Origin of the sequence: Acidiphilium multivorum AIU301 (assembly GCF_000202835.1) — a bacterium.
Taxonomy (GTDB): domain Bacteria; phylum Pseudomonadota; class Alphaproteobacteria; order Acetobacterales; family Acetobacteraceae; genus Acidiphilium; species Acidiphilium multivorum.
This window is the reverse complement of record NC_015186.1, coordinates 734,460-757,171: the sequence shown is the minus strand read 5'-3', so window position 1 is coordinate 757,171 and position 22,712 is coordinate 734,460. Positions and strand designations below refer to the sequence as shown.

21 protein-coding genes are annotated in these 22,712 nt (G+C 68.8%); 11 read left to right on the top strand and 10 right to left on the bottom strand.

Going from position 1 to position 22,712, the window contains the following annotated elements; translation table 11 throughout:
• Positions 1–2: 2 nt before the first annotated feature.
• Complete coding sequence (locus ACMV_RS03280) at positions 3–1,145, bottom strand: glycosyltransferase (RefSeq protein ID WP_013639536.1); 1,143 nt, start codon at positions 1,143–1,145, stop codon at positions 3–5.
• On the opposite strand from ACMV_RS03280, the gene ACMV_RS20720 reads away from it, so the two are divergent.
• Positions 1,144–1,302 (top strand): hypothetical protein, encoded by a 159-nt coding sequence (locus tag ACMV_RS20720; RefSeq protein ID WP_154653524.1) that lies wholly within the window; start codon positions 1,144–1,146, stop codon positions 1,300–1,302. The genes ACMV_RS03280 and ACMV_RS20720 overlap by 2 nt on opposite strands.
• Positions 1,303–1,339: 37 nt before the next feature.
• Here ACMV_RS20720 and ACMV_RS03275 read toward each other — a convergent pair whose 3' ends face one another.
• The 4 genes from ACMV_RS03275 to ACMV_RS03260 all read right to left on the bottom strand — a co-directional run bounded on the left by ACMV_RS03275 (position 1,340) and on the right by ACMV_RS03260 (position 6,620).
• Complete coding sequence (locus ACMV_RS03275) at positions 1,340–1,951, bottom strand: hypothetical protein (RefSeq protein WP_154653523.1); 612 nt, start codon at positions 1,949–1,951, stop codon at positions 1,340–1,342.
• Positions 1,952–2,193: 242 nt separating this feature from the next.
• Complete coding sequence (locus tag ACMV_RS03270; RefSeq protein ID WP_007424207.1) at positions 2,194–3,933, bottom strand: ABC transporter ATP-binding protein; 1,740 nt, start codon at positions 3,931–3,933, stop codon at positions 2,194–2,196.
• Positions 3,934–3,963: 30 nt separating this feature from the next.
• Positions 3,964–5,439 carry an MFS transporter gene (locus ACMV_RS03265; RefSeq protein ID WP_007424209.1) on the bottom strand — a complete coding sequence of 492 codons (1,476 nt, stop codon included), beginning with the start codon at positions 5,437–5,439 and terminating at the stop codon, positions 3,964–3,966.
• Between the two features lie 5 nt (positions 5,440–5,444).
• Entirely contained in the window at positions 5,445–6,620 is a 1,176-nt protein-coding gene (locus ACMV_RS03260; protein ID WP_013639534.1) for a DUF2125 domain-containing protein, read from the bottom strand.
• A gap of 124 nt (positions 6,621–6,744) precedes the next feature.
• On the opposite strand from ACMV_RS03260, the gene ACMV_RS03255 reads away from it, so the two are divergent.
• The 3 genes from ACMV_RS03255 (at position 6,745) to ACMV_RS03245 (ending at position 9,126) form a co-directional block, all read left to right on the top strand.
• Complete coding sequence (locus tag ACMV_RS03255) at positions 6,745–7,677, top strand: glycosyltransferase family 2 protein (protein WP_007421493.1); 933 nt, start codon at positions 6,745–6,747, stop codon at positions 7,675–7,677.
• Positions 7,678–7,738: 61 nt separating this feature from the next.
• Positions 7,739–8,200, top strand: a complete 462-nt coding sequence (locus ACMV_RS03250) for a MaoC family dehydratase (protein ID WP_007421492.1) — start codon at positions 7,739–7,741, stop codon at positions 8,198–8,200.
• On the top strand, positions 8,197–9,126 hold the full coding sequence (locus tag ACMV_RS03245; protein ID WP_007421491.1) for a bifunctional riboflavin kinase/FAD synthetase: 930 nt from the start codon (positions 8,197–8,199) through the stop codon (positions 9,124–9,126). Before ACMV_RS03250 ends, ACMV_RS03245 begins: the two co-directional genes overlap by 4 nt.
• 49 nt (positions 9,127–9,175) lie before the next feature.
• On the opposite strand, the gene recF is transcribed toward ACMV_RS03245, so the two are convergent.
• The gene (gene recF, locus ACMV_RS03240) at positions 9,176–10,315 is read right to left on the bottom strand and encodes a DNA replication/repair protein RecF (protein ID WP_013639532.1); all 1,140 of its coding nucleotides are present in this window, start codon (positions 10,313–10,315) and stop codon (positions 9,176–9,178) included.
• A 43-nt stretch (positions 10,316–10,358) separates the two neighbouring features.
• The gene (locus tag ACMV_RS03235; protein WP_011941621.1) at positions 10,359–11,813 is read right to left on the bottom strand and encodes a helix-turn-helix domain-containing protein; all 1,455 of its coding nucleotides are present in this window, start codon (positions 11,811–11,813) and stop codon (positions 10,359–10,361) included.
• Positions 11,814–11,968: 155 nt separating this feature from the next.
• Between ACMV_RS03235 and ACMV_RS03230 the strand changes: the two genes are divergently transcribed.
• Together ACMV_RS03230 and ACMV_RS03225 are read left to right on the top strand one after the other, a co-directional pair.
• Complete coding sequence (locus ACMV_RS03230) at positions 11,969–12,790, top strand: hypothetical protein (protein ID WP_013639531.1); 822 nt, start codon at positions 11,969–11,971, stop codon at positions 12,788–12,790.
• A gap of 1 nt (position 12,791) precedes the next feature.
• The gene (locus ACMV_RS03225) at positions 12,792–12,971 is read left to right on the top strand and encodes a hypothetical protein (protein WP_013639530.1); all 180 of its coding nucleotides are present in this window, start codon (positions 12,792–12,794) and stop codon (positions 12,969–12,971) included.
• Positions 12,972–12,980: 9 nt separating this feature from the next.
• Here the strand turns inward: ACMV_RS03225 and ACMV_RS03220 are convergent, their stop codons facing one another.
• Complete coding sequence (locus tag ACMV_RS03220) at positions 12,981–13,442, bottom strand: PH domain-containing protein (RefSeq protein WP_011941619.1); 462 nt, start codon at positions 13,440–13,442, stop codon at positions 12,981–12,983.
• A 280-nt stretch (positions 13,443–13,722) separates the two neighbouring features.
• Between ACMV_RS03220 and ACMV_RS03215 the strand changes: the two genes are divergently transcribed.
• Entirely contained in the window at positions 13,723–15,621 is a 1,899-nt protein-coding gene (locus ACMV_RS03215; protein ID WP_013639529.1) for a hybrid sensor histidine kinase/response regulator, read from the top strand.
• Between the two features lie 15 nt (positions 15,622–15,636).
• On the opposite strand, the gene ACMV_RS03210 is transcribed toward ACMV_RS03215, so the two are convergent.
• Complete coding sequence (locus tag ACMV_RS03210) at positions 15,637–16,359, bottom strand: response regulator (protein WP_007423090.1); 723 nt, start codon at positions 16,357–16,359, stop codon at positions 15,637–15,639.
• 192 nt (positions 16,360–16,551) lie between these two features.
• Here ACMV_RS03210 and ACMV_RS03205 point away from each other — a divergent pair, with 192 nt between their 5' ends.
• Together ACMV_RS03205 and ACMV_RS03200 are read left to right on the top strand one after the other, a co-directional pair.
• Positions 16,552–17,259, top strand: a complete 708-nt coding sequence (locus ACMV_RS03205) for a helix-turn-helix domain-containing protein (RefSeq protein WP_007423091.1) — start codon at positions 16,552–16,554, stop codon at positions 17,257–17,259.
• Between the two features lie 524 nt (positions 17,260–17,783).
• Positions 17,784–18,536: a response regulator transcription factor gene (locus tag ACMV_RS03200; RefSeq protein WP_007423092.1), complete on the top strand. Its 753-nt coding sequence runs from the start codon at positions 17,784–17,786 to the stop codon at positions 18,534–18,536.
• A gap of 121 nt (positions 18,537–18,657) precedes the next feature.
• On the opposite strand, the gene ACMV_RS03195 is transcribed toward ACMV_RS03200, so the two are convergent.
• A complete protein-coding gene (locus tag ACMV_RS03195; protein ID WP_013639528.1) occupies positions 18,658–18,939 on the bottom strand; it encodes a hypothetical protein in 282 nt (93 codons plus the stop codon).
• Between the two features lie 768 nt (positions 18,940–19,707).
• On the opposite strand from ACMV_RS03195, the gene ACMV_RS03190 reads away from it, so the two are divergent.
• Together ACMV_RS03190 and bcsS are read left to right on the top strand one after the other, a co-directional pair.
• Positions 19,708–21,978: a cellulose biosynthesis cyclic di-GMP-binding regulatory protein BcsB gene (locus tag ACMV_RS03190; protein WP_013639527.1), complete on the top strand. Its 2,271-nt coding sequence runs from the start codon at positions 19,708–19,710 to the stop codon at positions 21,976–21,978.
• Positions 21,975–22,709 (top strand): cellulose biosynthesis protein BcsS, encoded by a 735-nt coding sequence (gene bcsS / locus ACMV_RS03185; protein ID WP_007423095.1) that lies wholly within the window; start codon positions 21,975–21,977, stop codon positions 22,707–22,709. Before ACMV_RS03190 ends, bcsS begins: the two co-directional genes overlap by 4 nt.
• Positions 22,710–22,712 lie beyond the last annotated feature (3 nt).

Below are 22,712 nucleotides of genomic sequence, written 5' to 3'. Positions count from 1 at the left end.
TATCACCCGCACGGCGTGGCAGCGGGGGCGGATTTGCCTGGCGCCGGCGGGATCGCATCGAGCAGGGCGCCGGCGAGCCTGTCGAAACCGACCTCCCGCCCCGCCTGCAACGCCTGCGCGCGCATCCGCAGCCGTTCCGCCGCCGGCAGTTCGGCCGCCTCGATCATCGCCCGCAGCAGATCCCCCGTATCGTCGGCGCGATAGACGAGCGCGTCCTCGCCCGGGCGGACCACGTCGAGCAGTGCCGGCAGATCGGGAACGATCGCCGGCCGGCCGAATCCGAAAGCGAGGGCAAGCGCACCCGAGGTCAGAATCCGGCGGTAGGGCAGCACCATGAAATCCGCCGCCCGCACGACATATTGCACCACCGCATCGTCGACGAATCGCGGAATCAGCCGGATGCCCGGCCTTGGCTCGATATAGCGCTGCTCGAAATAGCCGCCCTGGCGCCCTGCCAGCACGAGGCGGGCCGCCGGTATCAGCGCGTTGAGGGCGGTGAAGCCGTCATGCAGCCCGCCAAGATCCTTGTAGCCGCGGTTGGCGCCGAGATTGGCGAACACGATATCCGAGGCCGCGAATCCGAAATAGCGGCGGGCGGCCGCATCGGTGATGTCGTCCGGATAGGCGGGGGCGAGATCCGGACACCGCATCAAGACGATCCGCTCGGCCGGCGCGCCAAGACCGAGCGCCAGGTCCACCCCGGTGCGACAGTGCACATGAACGACGTCCGCAAGCCGCGCGAGTCCCTGGCGCAAGCCGAGCGACAGCGCCGGAAAGCGATCCTCGTGCGGCGCCGCGTTATGCACCGTCCAGACCAGCCGCCCGCCGCGGGCGCGGAATGCGGCCAGACGTTCGAGAGCGTCCGAAATCGTGGCTGCCGCCTCGCCGTCGCCGCCGGCATCGGCGTAAAGCGCGTCTTCCCAGTGCAGATGGAACACGGTCCGCCGCCGTGGCGCCGCCTCCAGCGCCATGGCGATCGTGCCGGACTCCACCTCGGCGCGCTCGGCGAGCGCCGCCGCAAGCAGGCTTTGGTATGGTACACTGCCCCGATAGTCGGGGAAAAACAGCCATAACGCGCCGTTCTCCCAAGGGGCGTCCAGCGCGGCGGAGGATAGCGCGACGGTTTTGGACCTGTTTTCAACCATGCCGGAACTCTACCGGCAATTTCCTAATATTCAGCTAACCACAGGTAACGCCACGACAAATGGGAACCTGTCCGCAAAGCCGTTCGCGTGTCAAACCACCCTGAGCGCTGGCGGCATGGACGAAGGCAACCGCTGGCGGGCCGGTATTTTGTTTTGAATACGGAACGTTGATGGCGCGGCGGGGCGATGCGGCGTCAGGCGGGTTTTTTGCGGCGGGGCGGGTTGAAGCGGGTGGCGCCGGGGGCGCGGGGCCAGGCGGGGTTTGGCGGCGGCGCAGGATGGTGCGCCGGCGGTTCGGGGCGTGGGGGTAGCTCGGGGGACGGCGCTTCGGGCGGTGGCGCGAGGCGGGGCTGGCGCGGGCGGCGGAGCGGTGCGGGCGGGCGGATGCCGAGCGTGTGGCAGAGCGGGCGGAGGATGCGCCCGGCTTCGGGGGTGGCGGCGATGAGGGCGGCCATGTCCGGCGTGTCGAGCAGGGCGCGGAACGGGGCGGCGACGGAGGCCGTGCCGGGGATGAGGCGGGCGAGCCAGCCGAAGGCGCGCGGGAGGGTGTGCGGCGCGCCGGGGCGGCCGGCGGGCCGGGTGATGCGCGCCCGGGGCGGGGTGGCGCGCGCCCGGGGCGGGGTGGTGACGAGGCGGGCGAAGCGGGCGGCGAGGCGGCGGAGGCGCTGCCAGATGAGGATGATGAGCGGCCCGGCGATGCGGCGTTTCGCGCCCTCCCCCGCGATATGGGCGCAGAGCGCCTCGATGAAGGCGTCGAAGCGGGGGCGGAGCAAAAGACCGGGGGATGGGGCGGAGGGCGCGGTCACCGGGGGAAGAGACCATGGATGGCGCCGGGTGGGCAAGGAAATTGTCAGTTGAACTGACGTCACATGCGTCTTGCTGCCGCAGCCAGGGGCGTCCCGGTCCGATCCGGAAGGATCGGAAAGGGCGCTAGTGGCCTGCTTGTCCCTGAAATTCACCCACGAATTTCAGGGGCAGGCCACTAAACTATTGTTTTTTCCAGTGTCCACTTTGAATCTGAAATCCGATGGAATTCAGATTCGGGACACTAGCCGGCGAGGGCCTGGGCGCGGACGAGGCGGGCGAAGGCGCCATCGCCGGCGATGAGGTCTTCATGCGTGCCGGACTCGACCACCGCGCCATCCGCCATCACCACGATGCGGTCGGCGTCGCGCACGGTGGCGAGGCGGTGGGCGACGACGATGGTGGTGCGGCCGCGGCGCAGTCGGGCGAGCGCTTGCTGCACGGCGGCCTCGCTCTCGGCATCGAGCGCGCTGGTCGCCTCGTCGAGGAGCAGGATCCGCGGGTCGCGCAGCAGGGCGCGGGCCAGGGCCACGCGCTGGCGCTGGCCGCCCGACAGGCGCTGGCCGTTGACGCCGACGCGGGTTTCGAATCCTTCGGGAAGGTCCGCGATGAAGCCGGCCGCCGCCGCCTCGGCCGCGGCGCGGATTTCGTCGATCGAGGCGCCCCTGCGGCCCATCGCGATATTGGCGGCGATCGTGTCGTCGAACAGCAGGGCATCCTGGCCGACATAGGCGATCGCGCCGCGCAGGGAGTCGAGGGAGACGGCGGAAATGTCGGCTCCGTCGATCAGGATGGCGCCGCGATCGGCCTCGTAGAGCCGGGGCAACAGGGCAAGCGCCGTCGACTTGCCGGCGCCGGACGCGCCGACCAGGGCAAGGGTGCGGCCGGGTTCGGCGACGAAGGAGAGATCGCGCAGGCCGGGCCGGCCATCGGGATAGGCGAAGCCGACATGGCGGAACTCGACGCGGCCGGGACCGGGCGGCAGTTCGACCGCATCGGGCCGGTCGGCCACGACCGAGGGTTCGTCGATGACATGGAACACGCGTTCGAGCCCGGCCATGCCTTCCTGCACCGCGGCGTTCATCGTGCCGAGGGCGCGCAGCGGGCGGGAGGCGATCAGCAGGGCGGCGACGAAGCCGGTGAAATTGCCGATGCCCGAGGCGCCCGCCGCGTGCCGCCAGCCGGCGAACCCGATGACGAGGGCGATGGCGAGGCCGCCGAGGACTTCGAGCACCGGGTCGAGCGCGGCGCGGCCGCGGATCATGCGCATCAGGGCGCGGTAGAGATGCTCGAAGGCGCGCTCCGCCCGGCGGCGCTCGTCTTCCTCGAGGCCATAGGCGCGGACGGTGCGGGCCTGGGCGAAGCTTTCGTTGAGCAGGGCGGCGGTTTCGCCCATCCGCTCCTGCATGCCCCCCGAGGCGCGGCGGATGCGGCGGCCGATCTTCTGGATCGGCAGGCCGGCGAGCGGATACAGCAGGGCGGCGATGAGGCTGAGTTCCCAGTCGATCCACAGCATGGTGCCGACCAGGCCGATCAGCGTGAAGAAATCGGCGATGCCGTTCACGGCGCGGCTCATCGCCTCGCGGATCACGGTGGCGTCGGTGGTGAAGCGGGCGGCGAGCGCCGCGGGAGCCTCGCGGTCGATCCGCGCGAGTTCGGCGCCGGTCAGATGATCGAACATCGAGACCTGCAGGCGGCGGATGGTGCCGAGCACGACCTGCTGGGTGAGCAGGGTCTGGGCATACTGGGCGAGCGCCTTGACCAAGGTGACGGCGAGCACGATCAGCGGCACCTGGTAGAGGATGCGCGGGTCGCGCCGGGCGAACATGGTGAAGGCGCGGTCGATCAGCGCGGGGTAGAGCGCCGTGGTGCCCGACATGATCAGCGTGGCGACGATGATGAGCGCGACGCGACCGCGATAGGCGCTGACATGTTGCCGCCACAGCCGCCGCGCGAGCGCGATGCTGCTGCCGGTTTCCATCATGGGAGATCCATTTCCGCTTGCGATGCCCCGTTACTGGCGCGCCGCCGGGTTCGCGTCAATCGCCGGGCCGGCGGGCGGCGGCGCGTGATGGCCGCTGACATCGTCGCCGGCGGCGGGCGAGAGCCTGGCGCAGACCGGCACCGAGAGTCCGCCGATCGCGCTGACGATGAGGAAGGCCCAGCCGTAATCGGCGATCGAGGGCTCGGCGTGGCCGGCGAAGATCGTGGTGAATTCCAGCGCGCCGGCGGCGACCGAGATGCCGAGGGTGAGGGTGATCTGCTGGAAGGTGGCGTAGAAGCTGGTGGCGGCGCTCATGCGGCTGCGCGGCACGTCGGCATAGGCGATGGTGTTGAGGGCGGTGAACTGGAGGGAGCGGAACACGCCGCCGACCAGCAGCACGGCATCGAGCGCGAGTTCGGGCCAGCCGGGGCGGAAGGCGGCGCAGGCGGCGGTGAAGACCACGGCGAGGCCGCCGAACAGCATCATCGCCACGCGGAAGCCGAGGCGGCGGAGGATCGGCTCGGCGAGCGGCTTCATCGCCAGCGCGCCGACCGCCGCGGCGAAGGTGATGGTGCCGGATTTCGCCGCCGAATCGCCGAAGCCGAGCTGGAGCATCAGCGGCAGCAGGAAGGGCATCGCGCCGGCGAGGACGCGGAAGAAGCTGCCGGCGATGGTGGAATTGGCGAAGGTGTCGATCCGCATCAGCGTGAGATCGAGGATCGGGTGCGGGTGGCGGCGGGCATGGCGCCAGTAGGCGAGCGAGGCGACGGCGCCGGCGGCGAAGCAGCCGAGGCTCCAGCCGAGCGGGATGAGTCCGCGGCCGATCGTCTCGAAGCCGGACATCAGCAACGCCATGGCGAGGCCGCTCCAGACGAGGCCGGCAATGTCGAGCCGGCCGGCGTGCTCGGCGTCCTTCACCTCGCGGACGTGGAGGGTGACGGCGACGATGCCGATCAGGCCGATGGGAACGTTGATGTCGAAGGTCCAGCGCCAGGAGAGATAGGTGACGATGAAGCCGCCGAGCGGCGGGCCGATGATCGGGCCGAGCAGCGCCGGCATGGTGAGCCAGGAGGTGGCCGCGATCATGTCGCGCCGGCGGACGGATTTCAGCAGCAGCAGCCGGCCGACCGGCACCATCATCGCGCCGCCGAGCCCCTGGAAGATGCGCGCGGCGATGAGTTGGCCGAGACTCTGCGACAGGCCGCAGAGGATCGAGCCGATGGTGAAGACCAGGATCGCGGCGCGGAAGACCGTGCGGCTGCCGAAGCGGTCGGCGAACCAGCCGGAGGCGGGGATGAAGATCGCGAGCGACAGCAGGTAGGAGGTGAGCGCCAGGCTCATGTGCAGCGGGTCGGCGTGGAAGCTCTTCGCCATCGCCGGCAGGGCGGTGGCGACGATCGTGCCGTCGAGATTCTGCATGAACAGCGCGGTGGCGACGATCAGCGCGGTCAGGCGCATCTGGCTCGGGCTGAGCGTGGCGGCTTCGTCCTCGGGCTCGGTGTCCATCCTCCTCAGCCCTTCGGCGCCGCCTTTCCGGGCACCGCTTGCGGGGATGCGGGCCAGACCAGCGGCGGGACCGTGGTGAGCTTCGTGCCGTTGGCCGAAACGGCGCCATGGGCGAGGACGAAATCGACCGCGAGGCGCTGGCCGCCCTTCGGCCCGCGGGTGAAATAGGGCGCGGCGGCGGTGGTCAGGGCGCTGATGTCGCCGGTGAGGGAGGGATAATGCGTCGAGAGCGCGCCGAGGGCGGCGCCGAGTCCGTCGGCGACGAGATGCAGCCTTCCCTTCGGCTGGGCGCCGGCATCGAAGCCGAAGCTGCCCGTGCCGTGGGCATCGAGCGGGCCGACCGTGAGGCCGAAATCGTAGGTGCCGTGGCCGCCGCCCTGCGCCCAGCGATGCAGCGCCGGGCCGAGCTGCCGCCACAGCGCCGGGAGGTTGGCGGCCGCGCCGGGGGCCAGCCAGCGGGCGCCGGGCGGCAGGGTGAGCCGCGCCGGCAGCGCGGCGGCGGGGCCGGAGAGCGCGAGATCGACGCTGAGCGCGGTGAGCTTGCCGCCGAACGGCAGGTTGCCGAGGGTGACGAAGAGCGGCGAGAGCGCGAGGCCACGCAGCGATTCGTGCAGCGTGGCGGCCATGGAATCCGGCCCGGCATCCGGATTGCGGGTGCCGCTGGCATCGATCGCGGCGATGCTGACCAGGGTGAAATTGGTGTTCTCGCTGTCGACCCGCAGGTCGGTCGCGTGGAAGGCGCCGGCGCGCAGCGGATCCGGCGCGTGGTGCAGCAGGTCCGCGAGATCGAACCGGTCATCGGCGGCGATGCTGCCGAAGCGCAGGGTGAAGGAGGGGCCGCCTTCGAGGGCCATGCGCCAGACGGTGGCGAAACCGAGATCGAGCGTCAGCGGGGCGGCGGGATGCACCACGAGATCGACCGCGGGGATTTCCAGCGTCGGTGCCGGGCCGTCGGCGACGGGCGGCGTCAGGCGGAGATCGGCGACCCGCACATCGGCGACGAACGGCGAGGTGCCGCGCGTGACGGCGCCGTGGCTGACCGTCCAGCCGGCCGCGTGCAGGCGGGCCGCCGCCTGGTCGACGGCGAGGGCGAGACGGCTTTCGGCATACCACCACAGGCCGAGCCAGCCCAGGGCGGCGAGCACGACGACGAGGGAGAGAAAACGGACAAGCCTCCGCATCTTGCGTCCTTTCATGTGCGCGGGACCAGTCTAGCGGGGGTGCCGGGCAAAGGCCAAACCGGCGGGCCGCACGGTTTACCGGCGGCGCGGCGGCGGTTAAACCGAAAGCGAAACAGGGAGCCGGATGACGATGACGGAACCGAGGATTGCGGTTCTTCTGCCCTGCCATAACGAGGCGGCGGCCATCGGCGCCGTGGTGCGCGCCTTCCGGACCGCCCTGCCCGGCGCGGACATCTACGTGTTCGACAACAATTCGACCGACGATACCGCCGCGATCGCGCGCGGGGCGGGCGCGATCGTCCGGCGGGAGGCGCTGCAGGGCAAGGGCCACGTGGTCCGGCGGATGTTTCGCGACATCCAGGCCGATCTCTACGTGATGGCGGATGGCGACGACACCTATGACGCCGCGCTGGCGCCGGCGATGATCGAGCTGGCCCGGCGGGGGCCTTACGATCTCGTGAACTGCGTGCGGCGGGAGACCGACGCGGCCGCCTATCGCGGCGGCCACAGGCTGGGCAACCGGCTGCTGACCGGGGCGGTGCGGGCGATTTTCGGCGACCGGGTGGAGGACATGCTGTCGGGCTACAAGGTGCTGTCGCGCCGGTTCGTGAAGTCGTTCCCGGTGCTCGCCACCGGATTCGACATCGAGACGGAACTCGCGGTGCATGCGCTCGAACTCGCCCTGCCCATCGCCCATGTCGAGGGCGATTACCGGCCGCGCCCGGCGGGCTCGGAGAGCAAGCTCAGGACCTGGCGCGATGGCTGGCGCATCCTGCGGCTGATCCTGCGCCTGCTGCGGCACGAGCGGCCGCTGGCGTTTTTCGGCGCGCTCGGCGGGGCCGCGTTTCTGGTCGCCGCCGTGCTGATCGCCCCGGTGATCGCGACCTATCTGCGCACCGGCCTCGTGCCGCGGCTGCCGACCGCCGTGCTGGCCACCGGCATCGTGCTCGCCGGGGCGCTGAGCCTGACCACCGGCATCATTCTCGACACGGTGACGCGCGGGCGGCGGGAGACGCGGTTGCTGGCCTATCTGCGGCATGCCGCGCCGGGGCCTTGACCCCGCCCCCCGATCCGGCGCTTTGTGCGCCGCGATACGTTCCACCGCGACGGGAGTTCCCATGCCCAGCTGCGTACCCTTCGACCAGCTCGAACCCGGCCAGACCGCCTCGCTCGGCAAGACCATCACCGAGGCCGACATCCTGCTGTTTTCCGCCGTGTCGATGGACACGAATCCGGTTCACCTGAACCAGGAGCTCGCCGACGAGACGCTGTTCAAGGGACGGGTCGCGCACGGGATGCTGTGCGGCAGCCTGATTTCGGCGGTGCTCGGCACCGTGCTGCCGGGATTGGGGACGATCTATCTCACGCAGTCGATGCGGTTCCGCGCGCCGGTGCGCATCGGCGACACGGTGACGGCAGAGGTCGAGGTTGCCTCGCTCGATCACGAGAAAAAGCGGGCGACCATGCGCACGCGCTGCTTCGTGCGCGGCAAGGTGGTGATCGAGGGCGAGGCGGTCGTGATTCCGCCGACCGAGGCCGTCGTCGCCGTGGCGCAGAACGAGAAGCGCGCCGCCGAATGATCCGCGTCTTCCACGACTGGAGCGGGATTCCTCCGGAGGCGCGCGGCGCCTCGGTGGCGCTCGGGAATTTCGACGGCATGCATCGCGGGCATGTCGAGGTGCTGCGGGCGGCGCATGCGGCGCGGCCGGACGCACCGCGCGCGGCGCTGACCTTCGCGCCGCATCCGCGCGAGTTCTTCCGCCCGGACGATCCGCCATTCCGGCTGATGCTGGAGGCCGAGCGGGCGGCGGCGCTGGAGGCCGAGGGGATCGAGATCCTCTATGAACTCACGTTCGACCGCGCCTTCTCGCTGCTGAGCGCCGAGGCATTCATCGAGGAGGTGCTGGATCGCGGGATCGGGGCGGCGCACCTCGCCTGCGGGGCGGATTTCGCCTTCGGCCACCGGCGGGGCGGCGATGTCGCCATGCTGCGGGCGGCGGCGGAGGCGCGCGGGATCGGGCTGTCGATCGTGCCGCATCTCGACGATGCCGAAGGGCCGATCTCCTCCAGCCGGATCCGCCGGCTGCTGCAGGACGGGTACCCCGAACGCGCCGCGGCGCTGCTCGGCCGGCCGCACGCGATTCGCGGCGTGGTCGCGCATGGCGACGCGCGGGGACGAACGATCGGCTTTCCCACCGCCAATGTCGCGCTCGGGCGGCACCTCGAACCGGCGCGCGGCGTGTATGCGGTGACGGTGCGGCTGGCCGATGGGCGCATGGTCAAGGGCGTGGCCAATATCGGCCGGCGGCCGACCGTGGCGGAGGGGGCGATCTCGCGGCTGGAGGCGCATCTGTTCGACTTCAGCGGCGACCTCTATGGCCAGGAGATCACCGTGTCGCTCCACCGGTTCATCCGCGACGAGCGGCGCTTCGCCAGTTTCGACGAGTTGCGCGCGCAGATCGCGGCGGACGCGGACGAGGCGCGGCGCCTGCTGAGCACGGTCTGAAACAATCGTTCAAACTCAATTGATTAGATAAATATCCTGGACTGACTCGTCAGGCGCGGTGGAGCACGCCCTCCCCCACCGTCCAGATCGCGGCATCGCCGAGGGCGGCGAGCTGGTCGCGTTCGGTCGCGGTGCAGAAGACCTGCGCGCCGCCGCGATGCAGGGCCTCGCCGAGCGCCGAGCGGTGGGCGGCGTCGAGATGCACGAAGGGTTCGTCGAGCAGCAGGACCGGGGCGGCGCCGCGGGAAATGGCAACCAGGGCGGCGTGGGCCAGCACGATCGCGACCAGCATCGCCCGCTGCTGGCCGGTGGAGGCCAGCGCGGCGGCGAGGCCGCTGGAAGCGTGTTCGAGGCCGAGATCGGCGCGCTGCGGCGAGAGGGCGGCGACCGGCTCGGCGCGGGTCGCGGCGTAGCGGCCGCGAAGCCACTCCTCCACCGCCAGGGCGGGGCGGTGCGCGAGTTCGGCGCCGATCGGACAGTCGAGCGACAGCCGCGCGGCGGGGAACGGATCGGCGGCGCCGGCGGCGAGCAGCGCGTTCAGCCGCTCGATCACGTGCAGCCGCGCGGCGGTGAGCGCCGCGGCGTGGCGGGCCATCGAATCCTCGATCGTGGCGAGCCAGAGCGGATCGTAGCCGCCGGCCTCGATCAGCCGGTTGCGGTTCGCCGAGGCGGCCTCGAAGGCGGCGACCTCGCTGGCGTGGCCGGGTTCGAGGGCGAGGACCAGGCGGTCGAGGAAGCGGCGGCGGGCGGATGCGCCCTCGGTGAACAGGCGGTCCATCTGCGGGGTCAGCCAAAGGCAGGAAAACCGGGCGGCGACGCGGGCGGCGGCGGCCGGTTCGCCATCGAGCAGCAGGCGGCGGCGCTCGCCCTGCCCCGCCTCGATCCCGGTGCCGATCGCGAACCGGCCTTCCGGCCCGTCGATCCGGGCGGCGACGGCCCAGCCGCCGGAGGCGCCGGGCGCGCGGCGGGCGAGTTCGGCGAGGCGGGCGCCGCGCAGGCCGCGGCCGGGGGCGAGCAGCGAGACGGCTTCGAGCAGGTTGGTCTTGCCGGCGCCGTTCGGCCCCGCGAGGGCGACGACCATGCCGCCGGGCTGCCAGTCGAGCCGGGCGTAGGAGCGGAAATCCGTGAGGCGCAGGGACTCGATCCGCAGCGGCGCGGCGGGATTCACGGGGCTGCCGGGGATCGTCATCGCGCCCTGATAGTCGAGGCCGGTCGTTCCGGCCAGATGGCGCTCACGCGCCGGGCGGCGGGCGGCTGACGCGGTAGGGCACCACGCCACGCTCGGCGGTGCCGACATCGATCGTGCCGTCGATCGGCGGCATGGCGCGGTGGCGGCAGGCGACGCGCGGGCAGGAGCGGCAACCGGGGCCGATCGGGTCGATCGCGCCGGGGCGGTCGAGATCGAGCCCGGCGGCGTAGACGATGCGCGGCGCGTACTGGATCTCGCAGCCGAGGCCGACCGCGACGGCGCGCGGGCGCGACAGGTAGGACGTGCCGCCGCCGCCGACCGTGCGGGCGATGCTGATATAGGTGGTTTCGCCCGGCGGCTGGGCGAGCTGGACGGAGATTTTCCCGGGCTGCGAGAAGGCCTGGTAGACGTTCCAGAGCGGGCACGGGCCGCCGAAGCGGTCGAACCGGAAGCGGGTGGCGCTGCTGCGCTTGAGCACGTTGCCGGCGGTGTCGGTCTTGAGGAAGAAGAACGGAATGCCCTGGGCGCCGGGGCGCTGCAGCGTGCTGAGCCGGTGGCAGACCTGCTCGAAGCTCGCCTGGAAGCGGATCTGCAGGCGCTGGATGTCGTATCGTTCGGCCTCCGCCTCGGCGAGGAAGGCGGCGTAGGGCATGATCAGCGCGCCGGCGAAGTAGTTCGCGAGGGCGACGCGGGCGATGCCGCGCGCGGCGTCCGACGAGACTTTCGCCCGCTCGATCAGCCGCGAGATCAGCCGGCCGTGGCTGAGCAGGCCGATCACGTGGGCGAGCGAGAAGCGGCGGGTTTCGAGGCGCATTTCCTCGGCGATGAGGAGGCGGCGGTTGCGGCGGTCGATCTGCCAGAGGATGCCGTCGGGGAGGAGATTGGCCGAGGGAACGACCTCGATCCGGTGCCCGGCGGCGAGATGGCGTTCGAGGGCGGCGGAATCGGGGCCCAGCGTCGCATGGATATGCGCGGCGAGGCGCTCGGCCGCGAGGTCGATCTCGTGGAAGTAGTTCCGCTCGGACTGCACCCAGTCGCGCACCTCGTCATAAGGCGGCAGCGGGCCCGGTTCGTCGCGGCCGAGGGCGGGATCGCGCGCGAGGCGGGCCTGCTGGGCGCGGTAGGCGGCGTAGAGCGCGATGAAGCGGCGGGCGAGTTCGGGCGTGTCGCGCACGGCGGCGCGGGCCTCGGTGAAGGTGAGGCGACCGGGGCCGAGGGCGGGGTCGAGCGCGGCTTCGAGCAGGTCGCCGGCGCGACGGACCTCGTCATCGCCGGAGAGTTCGGCGAGGGGAATGCCGAGCAGGTCGCAGAGCGGCGCCGCGAGGCGCGGCGGCACGGGCCGGCGGTCGTTCTCGATCTGGTTCATGTAGCTCGGCGACAGGCCGAGGCGGCGGGCGATGTCGCGCTGCTGCAGGCCGCGCTGCTCGCGGATCTGCCTGATCCTGGCGCCGGCGAAGAGTTTGGGTTCGCGCAAAGGACGGTCCTCGGGCTCGGTCACGCCCCCTGCCCGCCCCGCGCGGCGGCCGCTCGGACGCAGCCTCCGGATCGCTAGCCGCCCCGGCGGAGGCCGTCAAACCGGGCGGCTGCGCTGGATCAATGACCGATCGCCCCGGCGGGTCTATCGCAGCCGGAGCGGAACGGCGGAGGAGCCGGATGAAGGCGCGTGGTGGCGTAACCCTGCTGTGTCTCGTGGTGCTGCTGGCCGGCTGCGCGCGGCCGCCGGTGCGGGCCGCCATTCGCCCGCCGGCGCCGGAACGCGCGGCGGATGCGGCGTATCGCGCCGAGGTCGCGGCGGCAGCGGCGGAACTGGCCCGGGAGGTGCCGCGGGCGAGCGTGCCCGCGCCCGCGGCCGCGGCGCAATGGATCGCGGCGGCACGGCGCGGGCTGGCGGCGGCCGGGGTGGGTGTGACCCGGAGCCAGCTCATCGTCGTCGTCGATCGCAATCCGCGGGTCCAGCGTCTCTGCATCGTCGCGGCGCGGCCCGCCGGGGCGTGGGACGTGGTCGGGTGCGACGCCGTTTCAACCGGGCAGGCCGGGCGACGGGGATACTTCATCACCCCGGTCGGCGTGTTTGCCCATACGACGGGCATTCTCGACTACCGGGCGCTCGGCACGTTCAACGAGAACCATATCCGCGGCCTGGGCCTGAAGGGGATGCGGGTGTGGGATTTCGGCTGGCGGGTCGCGGAAAAGGGCTGGCGGAGCGATGGCGAGACCGGCGAGATCCGGCTGCTGGTGCATGCAACCGACCCGGATTACCTGGAACCGCGCCTCGGCCAGACGGGCTCGCAGGGATGCGTGCGGATATCGGCGGCGATGAACCGGTTCCTCGATCGCCACGGCGTGCTCGACGCCGAACAGGAGGCGGCTTCCCGGGACGATGCGCGGATCGCGGCGACGCTGCCGGCCGACCGCGCCCCCTCGCCGCTCGCGGGCGAATTGCTGGTGGTGATCGATTCGACGGAGGGAGCCTGAGATGCCGTGGAGCGCGGAGGAGGCCGAACGCCATACGCACCGGGCGAACACGCCCGAATTGCGGGAACTCTGGGCGAAGATCGCCAATGAGTGCCTCGCGCGAACCGGGGATGAGGGGCGCGCGATCCGCGAGGCGAACGCCGTGATCGCCCGGCTTGCCCGGCAGGCGCCCCGGGGCTGAGGCGCGGGATCAGGCGGCGGTGATGCTGCTGCGGAACGCGAGGGGGTCGGCGATTCGCGGGAAAGGTTCCCAGGTCGAGCCGGTGCCGCGGACGATGACCGTGCCGTAATTGAAGAGCCGGCCGGCAATGGACTGCCGGACCTCGACGCTCTCGACCTTTTCGAGGCTCATTTCATGGGTGGTGCGGCCGAGGATGCCGCTCTTGTGGATGACCCGGCGGTCGGTCACCGCAAGTTCGGTGGACATGCGCCGGAGCCAGGCGACGAGGAGCAGCCAGCAGCCGAGGAGGAAGGCGGCGGCGGCGGCGACGTGCAGGTAGGTCGACGGCCGGCCACCGGCGAGGCCGCCGGCGATGATGAGCGCGAAGGCCAGGACCATGGTGACGATGCCGCGGAGATAGACGAACCAATGAAGATGCGTCCAGCTCATCACGGTTTCGTCGGGCAGCAGGACCTGCTCGATATAGCTCACGGACGATCTCCCGGTGCGGTGGGCCTGGCTGGCGCGCCCGCCGTGACGCCGGCCCGGGCCTCACGATATAGGTCATGTTGATCCGAGATCAGATCAACATGTCGTTCACGACGTTCACCCCCGAATCCACGTATCGCTCGGTTTCGACTTCGCGAGGGGTGCGAACGGCGACGTAGCAGACGCGGCCGGTGGCGGCAATCCGCGGGCGGGGACGCCGCACCCGTTCGGGCCGCCGCAATTGCGCATCGACGCCAGACGCCGCAGCGGGTAAAACCCCCTCATGACTCCGGAGCCCGAAGCCCCCGACGCGCCGCTGGCCTTCGCCCGATCCTTCGAGGCCGCGCTGATCGGCAAGTCGCTCGACGGCATCATCACGTCGTGGAGCGAAGGCGCCGAGAACCTGTTCGGCTATCGCGCGGACGAAATCATCGGGCGCTCGATCCATGTGCTGGCGCCGCCCGGGCGCGAGGCGGAAATGGACGAACTGCTGGCCCGGACGGCAAGGGGCGAGACCTTCGACCAGTTCGAGACCATCCGCCGGCGCAAGGACGGCACGCTCGTCCGCGTGCTGCTCACGCTCAACCCGGTGCACGATACGGAAGGCTGCATCGTCGGCATTTCCAAGATCGCGCGGGATATCACCGAGCATCGCAGCACCGAGGCCAGGCTCCGCTCGATCCTCGACACCGCGCCGGATGCCATCGTCGTGATCGATCCGCGCGGCACCGTGAGATCGTTCAGCCAGGCGGCCGAGCGGATGTTCGGCTACGCCGCCGAGGAGGTCGTCGGCCGCAACGTGTCGATGCTGATGGCCGAGCCCCATGCCGCCGCGCATGACGGCTATCTCGCCCGTTACCTCGAAACCGGCGAACGGCGCATCATCGGCATCGGCCGCGAGGTGGAGGCCCGCCGGGCCGATGGCTCGACCTTCCCGATCGAACTCGCCGTCGGCGAGGTCGACCTGCCGGAGACGAGGCTGTTCACCGGCTTCATCCGCGACGCCAGCAAGCGCAAGCGGCTCGAGAACGACCTTGCCCAGGCGCAGAAGATGGAGGCGGTGGGCCAGCTTACCGGCGGCCTCGCCCATGATTTCAACAACCTGCTGGCGGTGATTTCCGGCAATCTCGAAATGCTGGAGAGCCATGTCGCCGGCGGCGAGGCGGCGGAACTGCTCGCCGAGGCCCGGCTCGCCACCGAACGCGGCGCCGAACTGGCGGCAAGGCTGCTCGCCTTCGGCCGGCGGCAGACCCTTCGTCCGCTCGCGATCGACGTGAACGAGCTCGTCGGGAAGATGGCGCCGCTGTTCCGCCGCACGCTCGGCTCGCCGGTCATGATCGAGACCCGGCTCGCCGCCGGGCTGCCGCGCACCATGGCGGATCCCGGACAGATCGAGACGGCGCTGCTCAACCTCGCCCTCAACGCGCGGGATGCCATGCCCAAGGGCGGCCGTCTCGTGATCGAGACCGGCCTGCTCCATGTCGACGCCGACTACGCGGCACAACAGGCCGAGACCCTGCCGGGCGATTACGTGGTCCTGGCGGTGACGGATAGCGGGATCGGCATGAGCGCCGAAACGCGGGGCCGCGCCTTCGAGCCGTTCTTCACCACCAAGGCGGTCGGCGAGGGATCGGGGCTGGGCCTGTCCATGGTCTACGGCTTCGTCAAGCAGAGCGGCGGCCATGTGCAGATCTATTCCGAACCGGGCCTCGGCACCACGGTTCGCCTGTTCCTGCCGGCGATCCGGGCCGAAATGCCCGCCGCCGACGACGAGGCGGCCCCCTCCCCGCCGCCGGACCGGGCGATCGTTCTCGTGGTCGAGGACGATCCCGCGGTGCGGCGCGTTGCGGAGCGCCGGCTTGCCCGCCTCGGCTATTCCACGATCGACGCGGCGACGGGTGCTGCCGGCATTGCGGCGCTGGAAGCCCATCCGGAGATCGCGGTGCTGTTTACCGATATCGTCCTGGCCGGCGGCATGTCGGGCCTCGATCTCGCCATCGCCGCGCGCGCGGCGCGACCCGAGCTTCCGGTGCTGTTCACCTCCGGCTATGGCGATCCCATCGTGCTGAAGGGCCGCGCCCTGCCCGCCGGGGCGATCTGGCTGCAGAAACCCTATGCCGAGGCCGCCCTCGCGAACGCGCTGGCCGCCCTGCTCAGGCCGGTTCGCGACGAGGGCGTCTGACGCGCCAGGCGCGCTTCACCGCTCCAGCTTGCCGGCGAAGACATAGCCGGCGCCGCGCACCGTCTTGATCAGTTGCGGCTGCCCGGGGTCCTGCTCGATCTTGCGGCGGAGCCGCATGACCTGGGTATCGACCAGCCGGTCGAAGGCCTCGAAATCCCGCCCCTTCAGCAGGTTCAGCAACTGGTCGCGGTCCAGAACCCGCCCTGCGTGCCGCAGGAAGACGGCAAGAAGCTCGAACTCCGCGGTGGTCAGCGGAATGTCCGCCCCGTCCCGCCCGCGCAGGGTCCGGCCGAGCGGATCGAGGGCGTGGCCGTCGAAACGGATCACGGCTTCCGGCGGGTCGGGCTCGGCGGGCTCCGGCGTGCCGCGCCCGGTCATCCGCCGCTTGAGGGCGCGGATCCGGGCGAGGACCTCGCGCAGGTGGAAGGGCTTGGCAATGTAATCGTCGGCCCCCGCTTCCAGCCCCGCCACCCGGTCGATGACATCGTCCTTGCCGGTCAGCATGATGATCGGGACATCCGAGCGCGCCCGGATGGCCCGGGCGAGCGCCAGCCCATCCTCGCCGCCGAGCATGAGATCGAGCAGCACCAGCGTGACGTCGCCGCCGAGGAGAGCCGCATGCGTTCCGGCCTCGCTGTCGGCTTCCCTGGTCCCGTAGCCCTCACCGGCAAGATAGCGGCGCAGCATCGTGCGGATCTGGGGATCATCGTCAACGATCAGAATTGTCCCCGCGTCCACGGCCCTAATCCATCGATGGTCGAAACAGATGAAGGCACTTATTTATATGAACTTGTCATAAAACGCCACACAAAGCCGCGAAATGTCAACAAAGATTGGCTGTTCCGGCATCGGCGTGTTGCAGTGAGCGTTTAGGAGTGACGGCGCTGAGTCTCGAGCCCTATCAACCCTGGACGCATGAGGACCACGCCAATGTTGCATGTCGCTGCCGAGCCGTCTCGGTCCACGATTGCCAACTGGAGTGCCGCCGGTGAGCCGGGCTTTCGCGCAGGTGCGCTGGAGGCCGGCGCCTCGCTGTTCATCGAAGGCGAAACGGTGGACAAGATCTATGATCTCGTGTCCGGCATCGTCCGGCTGTCGAAGATGCTGCCCGACGGGCGCCGGCAGATCCTGGGCTTCCTGTTTCCGGGCGAAATCTTTACGCCGTCCGGCTTCGCCATCAGCCATGGCGGCTGCGCGACATGCTCCGCGGATGCCGTGACCGCGGTCGAGGTCGTGACGCATCGGCTCAGCAGTTTCGATGGGCTGCTGGCCAGCCGGCCGGAACTGACGCGCAGCCTGCTGGCCACAGCCGCGAAGAGCCTTTTCATGGCGCAGCAGCAGATGCTCCTGCTCGGCCGGATGAGCGCGACCGAACGCCTGGTCTGGTTCCTGCTGCGGATGGCCGAACAGCAGGATGTCGAAGCCGGGGAACCGATCCGCCTGCCGATGTCCCGTGTGGATATCGCGGATTACCTCGGGCTGACGATGGAAACCGTCTCCCGCGTCTTCCGCTGGCTGCGCGAGCGCAACATCATCGCCCTCAAGGGGGCGACGGAAATCCGGATCGTCGATCCGGGACGGGCGCGCCAGATCGCCGATTGCGCCTGCAGCGCGACAATGCCGCGCTGCAGGCAATAGGGTGCCCGGATCGGATCAGGATGCTCGCGTTGTCACGACGATGGCGCACCGCGTCCGATCCGGACGGACCGGAAAATGCTCCAGACGAAACAGGTCCCACCATGCCTGACCGCCCCCTCCTTGCAGCCGCCGATACCGACGCCGCGACGTCTCCGCCGGGCGGGCGCGGCCTTGTCGGGCGCCGGAGGGCACGCGGGGCCTGGGAGATCCGGATTTCACCAGTCATGAGTTCCCGCTTCATGCCGGAGCGGTGGCTTTCTTTTCAGAATTTCAGGATCGAGCGAAAAATTTCCTGAATTTCCAATAAAAACCGATAATTGTTCAATATTACAGAAGTCGACAGGCTTTCGGCCGGCCCACATCTTGTGTTTCGCGACGCCGCCGGCCCCAGATCGTCTCCCGCCCAATGTTTTACTTTTTTAATTATTTCAACTTTTTTGAAAAATTTCTCGAAAATTAAAAAATTTTCATTGACCCGTCATTTTTCGGGTTGTATAAACTGATTAGATCAACTGGAGGTTGATATGCGGCTTCTCATTTTTGGTAAAACGTTCGACAGGCACGACAGCCTGAACAGCTTCATCAAGTCGAAACTCGCCGTCATCGACGAGACGGCAGACGTCGACGAAGCGGTCGATCTCACCCATCATTACGAATATGAAGCGGTGGTGATGCGGGTCTTCGATACCTACAGGATCGAGTTCGACCTGATCCGCCGCCTGCGGAAATCCGGATTTCGCGCCCCGATCGTGGCGGTCGCCAACACGCTGGCCGAGTCCGCCCGCCTGCATATTCTTGAGGCCGGGGTCGACGATCTCATCGTCGGCGCTCCCTCATACGAGGAAACGTTCCTGCGCATCCAGAATCATATACGCAGGAACCGGGGCTTCCAGGACTCTTCACTTTCCGTTGGCAATATCGAGGTCAACATGAATGCGAAGAAGGTCTTTGTCGGCGCCCGCGAAGTCGCCGTCACGAAGAAGGAGTATCAGATCATCGAACTCCTCGCGCTGCGCAAGGGCTGCGTTCTGAGCAAGGAAGCGATCCTCGATCATCTGTACGGCGGCCTCGACGAACCGAACGCCAAGATCATCGACGTGTTCATCTGCAAGATCCGCAAGAAGCTGCTTGCCGCAGACGGCCAGGACGTGCTCGTCACCAACTGGGGACGCGGCTATATGATGGCCGACCAGCGCCCCCAGAACATGGTTCAGACGGTGACCGCGCCGGGCATCCAAGCCAGGATCAAGACGACTGCAAGCCTTGCAGTCGCTTGACCCTCGAACCCGGGATCTCGCGGCACCTCACTGACCGAAGGCAGCAACGGATGCGGCGATTGGCGCGACCGGCCTGCCCTGGCATCGGTGACCGGCATTTCCCGAATTCATTTCGGCATCATTACCAGGTCTGATGATGGTGATGGTGGTGATGATGGTGGTGATGATGATGCTCATCGGCCTGCTGGATCCGGGCGCCACCCTGCTCCGCGCGCTGGCGGGCGAGCGCCGCATCGTGCTCGCGAAGCATGACGGAGGCATTGGGGACCGGGCCGAGAAGTTCGGCATAGGACGCCGCTTCAAAGCGGGGCGCCGGGGGAAGCGACGCGGCGGAACTCATCACCGGGGCGGCGATAGCGGCCCCGACCACTGCGCCGAGAATACAGATTGTGGTCTTTTCCATCTTCGCTCTCCTTTCGATTGGCGAGACACAGGAAAGAGATTGACCGTGGCGTTTCTGTGACGCTGAATTTGTTTGAAACTTTACAATTTCTTTACCCTGCCAAGGTCATGACCCGGATCATGCGGGCTTCGGAGCACATCGGCACGCGCGGATCATCGTCCGGGATGTCGCGTGACGCCTTTCGGCCCGGGAGCGCTTTTTCGAGGGCGTGACTTCAGTCACGGCGTCAATCATTCGCGCGACATGTCATGTGATTGTCGTGTATCGACGCAATAATCGGATCGCGGCCATGTGCCGGCGAATTCCCCGGCGCGGCGTCATCGGCAGGTCAGGTCGGCGGACCGGCGATCCCGGCCTGATGTCTGGTTCCCGATTCGTCGACTCACAGTCATTTACGGCCGATTGGTGAGACGCACCGGTTGACGAGGCCGATACTCGCAGTCCGCATCGAATTCACGGCACCGCATTGCACAATCGGGACCGATGGATGCTTCAGGACGATCGATCAAGCACAATTTTCGATGATCAAAATTCAATTTTTGCTTTTTGTTTCATTATATTTTTATTTGATTTGTTCATTCAAAAGTAGTTTTGAACGTTTATAGAATAACGATAAAATATTACAAATGCGTTTTATTCAATTTGATGATCCGATCATTAAATATTTTATGATCATATTTTTGACACAAATTGGCGACGATTGCGCCATATCCGCTCCTTGTCTTGGCAGCCATGGACGGACATTCAAAAGACCCACAGTCTCGACACATGCCCTGCCCAGATCGGCCCGGTCATGGGCTGCCTGCCCGCTTCCAGCCCGCACGCTGGGCTGCCGGACTGGCGCTGGCGCTGCCACTCTGCTGCCAACCCGCTCAGGCGCGCCTCGAACACCGCCAGAGCGAGGTCCGGTCCGGGGCAGGCATTCCCGCGACGGCGATTTCCCATCCGCTGGCCTGGTATGACCGCGATCGGGCCCCGATCGTCCTGAAGGGACGCTCGGCTTCGGGCGACATCACGTTCCAGGTGGCCGATCATCGGGAGGTTTCGGCCGCCGAGCTGCATCTTCTCGGCACCAATTCCGCATCGCTGATCGGTGGCGCCTCGCAATTGCTGGTGCTGCTGAACGGCTCGCCGCTGAAACAGATCCCGCTCGACGGCTCGTCGCCGACGATCGACCGGACCATCGGCATTCCACCCGGCGATCTGCGGGATGGAACGAACCAGCTCACCCTGTCGGTCACGCAAAAGGCGGCGCAGGGCTGCGAGGCGTTCGATGACCCCGCGCTGTGGACACGGATTTCGCCGAAGTCGCAACTGTCGATGAGCTACCGGCGGGACTCGGTTCCCCTCACCCTCGCCAGCCTGAAGTCGAGCTTCATGTCGTGGCAGCCGGATACGTCCCACATATTCGTCCTCTACGATCCCGCGCTCGCGCGCGCGCCGGAACCGATCATGGCGATCGCGCGGTCGGTGGCGCGGGCCGACGCGATGCGCGCGGTGTCCTTCGTCGCGCGGCCGCTCGACCGGGTCGGCAAGGCCGTGGCGCAGACATCGGCCGCGACCGTGATCATCCTCAAGCTGGAGAACGGAGCGGCCGCCGGCAGCGGGCTCGACGCCGCGACGCTGTCGATCGCCCGCAATCCGGTCGGTGGGGTCGTGATGACCATTGCCGCGGAAACGCCCCGCGCCCTTACCGGCGCGGCCCGGCTGATCGGGCGGCCCGGAACGGTCTGGCCGAACGAACAGAGCGCCGTCATCCGCATTCCGGCCGCCACCGGCCACATGCAGAGCCCGCACGCGCCGGCAGCCAGCCCGACCGATATCAGCTTCCGCGCCACCGGCCTGCCGACACAGACCGAACACGGCCGCAGCAGCCAGTTCGCGCCGGTGACATTCTGGAATCCCAACTGGGACAGCCACGCGATCCTGTATCTCCACATGGCCTATTCGGCCGGTGGCGGGGCGGGGTCGATGATCCAGGCGCTGGTCAACGGGAAAATGGTCAACACGATTCCGCTGACCAATCCCGATGGCGGCACCTATCCCGATTACAAGCTGCTGGTTCCGCAGGATGCCCTGAAGGTGGGGCGGAACCGCCTGGTGCTGAAGCCGGTCTTTCACATGCAGCACGCGGCGGCCTCTGCCTGCGTCGCCAATGATTTCGGTCACAACCTGGCGGTGACGGTGTTCTCGGACAGCCACCTGACCATCATCGGCGGCGCGCCGGTCGACAAGGACGATCTCGCGGCGATGACCACGGGCGTGTATCCCCTGCGCACGATCGCGATCGCCTCTCCCTCTCCGGCGGCGATCTCCGCCGCCGCCACCCTCGGTGCGAAGCTGGCCCAGGTCACGCCGGATCAGCCGCTGAACCTCGTGCTTGAACCCCACCCCGCCGCGAAGCCGGGGGTGCTGGTCGTCGGCGCGGTCTCGCGGCTGCCGGAGCAACTTCTGTCGGCGAGCGGCATATCGCTCGTGGGCGGCTCGCCCGCCGTGAAGGAGCCCTCCGGCCGGACGCCGCATGTTCCCGACGCGGCGGACCTGGACGACGTGACCGCGTGGCTGGGCCGCATCTTCGGCAACAGGGCCGAAAGCGCGCCCACCGGCAAGACCGGCCACGGCCAGGCCGCCGACGCGACGGTGCAGGGCTTCGGCAATGCCGCGATCATGGCGGTCGCCGACGCTCCCGCGGTGCCCGATGCGCCGGGGCGGCTCGCTCCCGCCATCGTGCTGACGGCGAAGAGCGATGCCGGGCTGGCGCAGGCGATGGGCAAGCTGGTCCACACCGCGACATGGCGGCAGATTTCCGGCCAGGCGATCGTGGTCGCGCCGGCCAAGAGCGAGTTGCAGGTCCTGCCGGCGGAGAACGTGCCGATCGGGCCTTCCGCGCGGCTCGGCTTCCTCGCCACACGCAATCCCCTGACCACCGTATTGGCCGTGCTTGGCACGCTGGTGATCCTGATCCTGCTGGTCCGGACCTTCGTGACGCTCAGGCGGCGGCGGCTGCACCCCTCAGTAAAAGGAGTCGACGAGCGATGAAATCCGCAAGTTTGCGCCGCACCGCGCGGCGCGCGACCAGGGCCGGGATCGTCACCTGCATCTCGACCATCGCGATCACCGCAACCGCGCGGGCCGCCCCGCACACGAACCTGTTCATCGCCGGCGGCCAGTATGCCAACTCGTCGCAGAGCGCGTATCTCGGCGCGATCCTGCCATTGCCGGGCGGAACGCTGGGCAAGGGGTTCTTCGTCTCGCCGTTCGCCGGCTGGAACCGCTACACCTTCCAGAAGAACGGGCAGAGCTTCACCGGAAGCGAGCCGTCCGCGAGTGTCGCCATCGGCCACGCCTGGGACGAGCCGGATTTCAACCTGAGCCTTTCGGTAGCCGGCGGGTATTCGAATACCACCGTGACGCCCTATGCGCCGAAGGGATCGTTCCACGGCGGCCAGTGGTTCGCGGAGCCGGAAATCTATGCCCAGCTCAAGCTTCCGGCCGGGGCCACGGCAACCGTGAACGGCGGCTACCTGACCGGCATGCGGAGCTACTGGAGCAGCGCCTACCTGCTGGTGCCGGTTTCGCCCTCGATCGCGATCGGGCCCGAGGCCGATTTCGGCGGCGGCATCAACTATCGTTCCCGCACCTTCGCGCTGCGCGTTGCCGACAAGCTGACCAGTTCCCTCGATGTCGATCTGTCCGCCGGCGCGACGACGAACCTTCCGGGTCCGTATCACCCGTATGTCGCCCTGAATCTCAGCGTGCCGTTCCGGTAATCG

What these genes read in the sequence shown, in the direction of transcription:
- ACMV_RS20720 (WP_154653524.1), top strand. Translation starts at nt 1,144, where the DNA reads ATGCCGGAACTCTACCGGCAATTTCCTAATATTCAGCTAACCACAGGT.
- ACMV_RS03280 (WP_013639536.1), bottom strand. Translation starts at nt 1,145, where the DNA reads ATGGTTGAAAACAGGTCCAAAACCGTCGCGCTATCCTCCGCCGCGCTG.
- ACMV_RS03270 (WP_007424207.1), bottom strand. Translation starts at nt 3,933, where the DNA reads ATGATGGAAACCGGCAGCAGCATCGCGCTCGCGCGGCGGCTGTGGCGG.
- ACMV_RS03265 (WP_007424209.1), bottom strand. Translation starts at nt 5,439, where the DNA reads ATGGACACCGAGCCCGAGGACGAAGCCGCCACGCTCAGCCCGAGCCAG.
- ACMV_RS03260 (WP_013639534.1), bottom strand. Translation starts at nt 6,620, where the DNA reads ATGCGGAGGCTTGTCCGTTTTCTCTCCCTCGTCGTCGTGCTCGCCGCC.
- ACMV_RS03255 (WP_007421493.1), top strand. Translation starts at nt 6,745, where the DNA reads ATGACGATGACGGAACCGAGGATTGCGGTTCTTCTGCCCTGCCATAAC.
- ACMV_RS03250 (WP_007421492.1), top strand. Translation starts at nt 7,739, where the DNA reads ATGCCCAGCTGCGTACCCTTCGACCAGCTCGAACCCGGCCAGACCGCC.
- ACMV_RS03245 (WP_007421491.1), top strand. Translation starts at nt 8,197, where the DNA reads ATGATCCGCGTCTTCCACGACTGGAGCGGGATTCCTCCGGAGGCGCGC.
- recF (WP_013639532.1), bottom strand. Translation starts at nt 10,315, where the DNA reads ATGACGATCCCCGGCAGCCCCGTGAATCCCGCCGCGCCGCTGCGGATC.
- ACMV_RS03230 (WP_013639531.1), top strand. Translation starts at nt 11,969, where the DNA reads ATGAAGGCGCGTGGTGGCGTAACCCTGCTGTGTCTCGTGGTGCTGCTG.
- ACMV_RS03225 (WP_013639530.1), top strand. Translation starts at nt 12,792, where the DNA reads ATGCCGTGGAGCGCGGAGGAGGCCGAACGCCATACGCACCGGGCGAAC.
- ACMV_RS03215 (WP_013639529.1), top strand. Translation starts at nt 13,723, where the DNA reads ATGACTCCGGAGCCCGAAGCCCCCGACGCGCCGCTGGCCTTCGCCCGA.
- ACMV_RS03205 (WP_007423091.1), top strand. Translation starts at nt 16,552, where the DNA reads ATGTTGCATGTCGCTGCCGAGCCGTCTCGGTCCACGATTGCCAACTGG.
- ACMV_RS03200 (WP_007423092.1), top strand. Translation starts at nt 17,784, where the DNA reads ATGCGGCTTCTCATTTTTGGTAAAACGTTCGACAGGCACGACAGCCTG.
- ACMV_RS03195 (WP_013639528.1), bottom strand. Translation starts at nt 18,939, where the DNA reads ATGGAAAAGACCACAATCTGTATTCTCGGCGCAGTGGTCGGGGCCGCT.
- ACMV_RS03190 (WP_013639527.1), top strand. Translation starts at nt 19,708, where the DNA reads ATGCCCTGCCCAGATCGGCCCGGTCATGGGCTGCCTGCCCGCTTCCAG.
- bcsS (WP_007423095.1), top strand. Translation starts at nt 21,975, where the DNA reads ATGAAATCCGCAAGTTTGCGCCGCACCGCGCGGCGCGCGACCAGGGCC.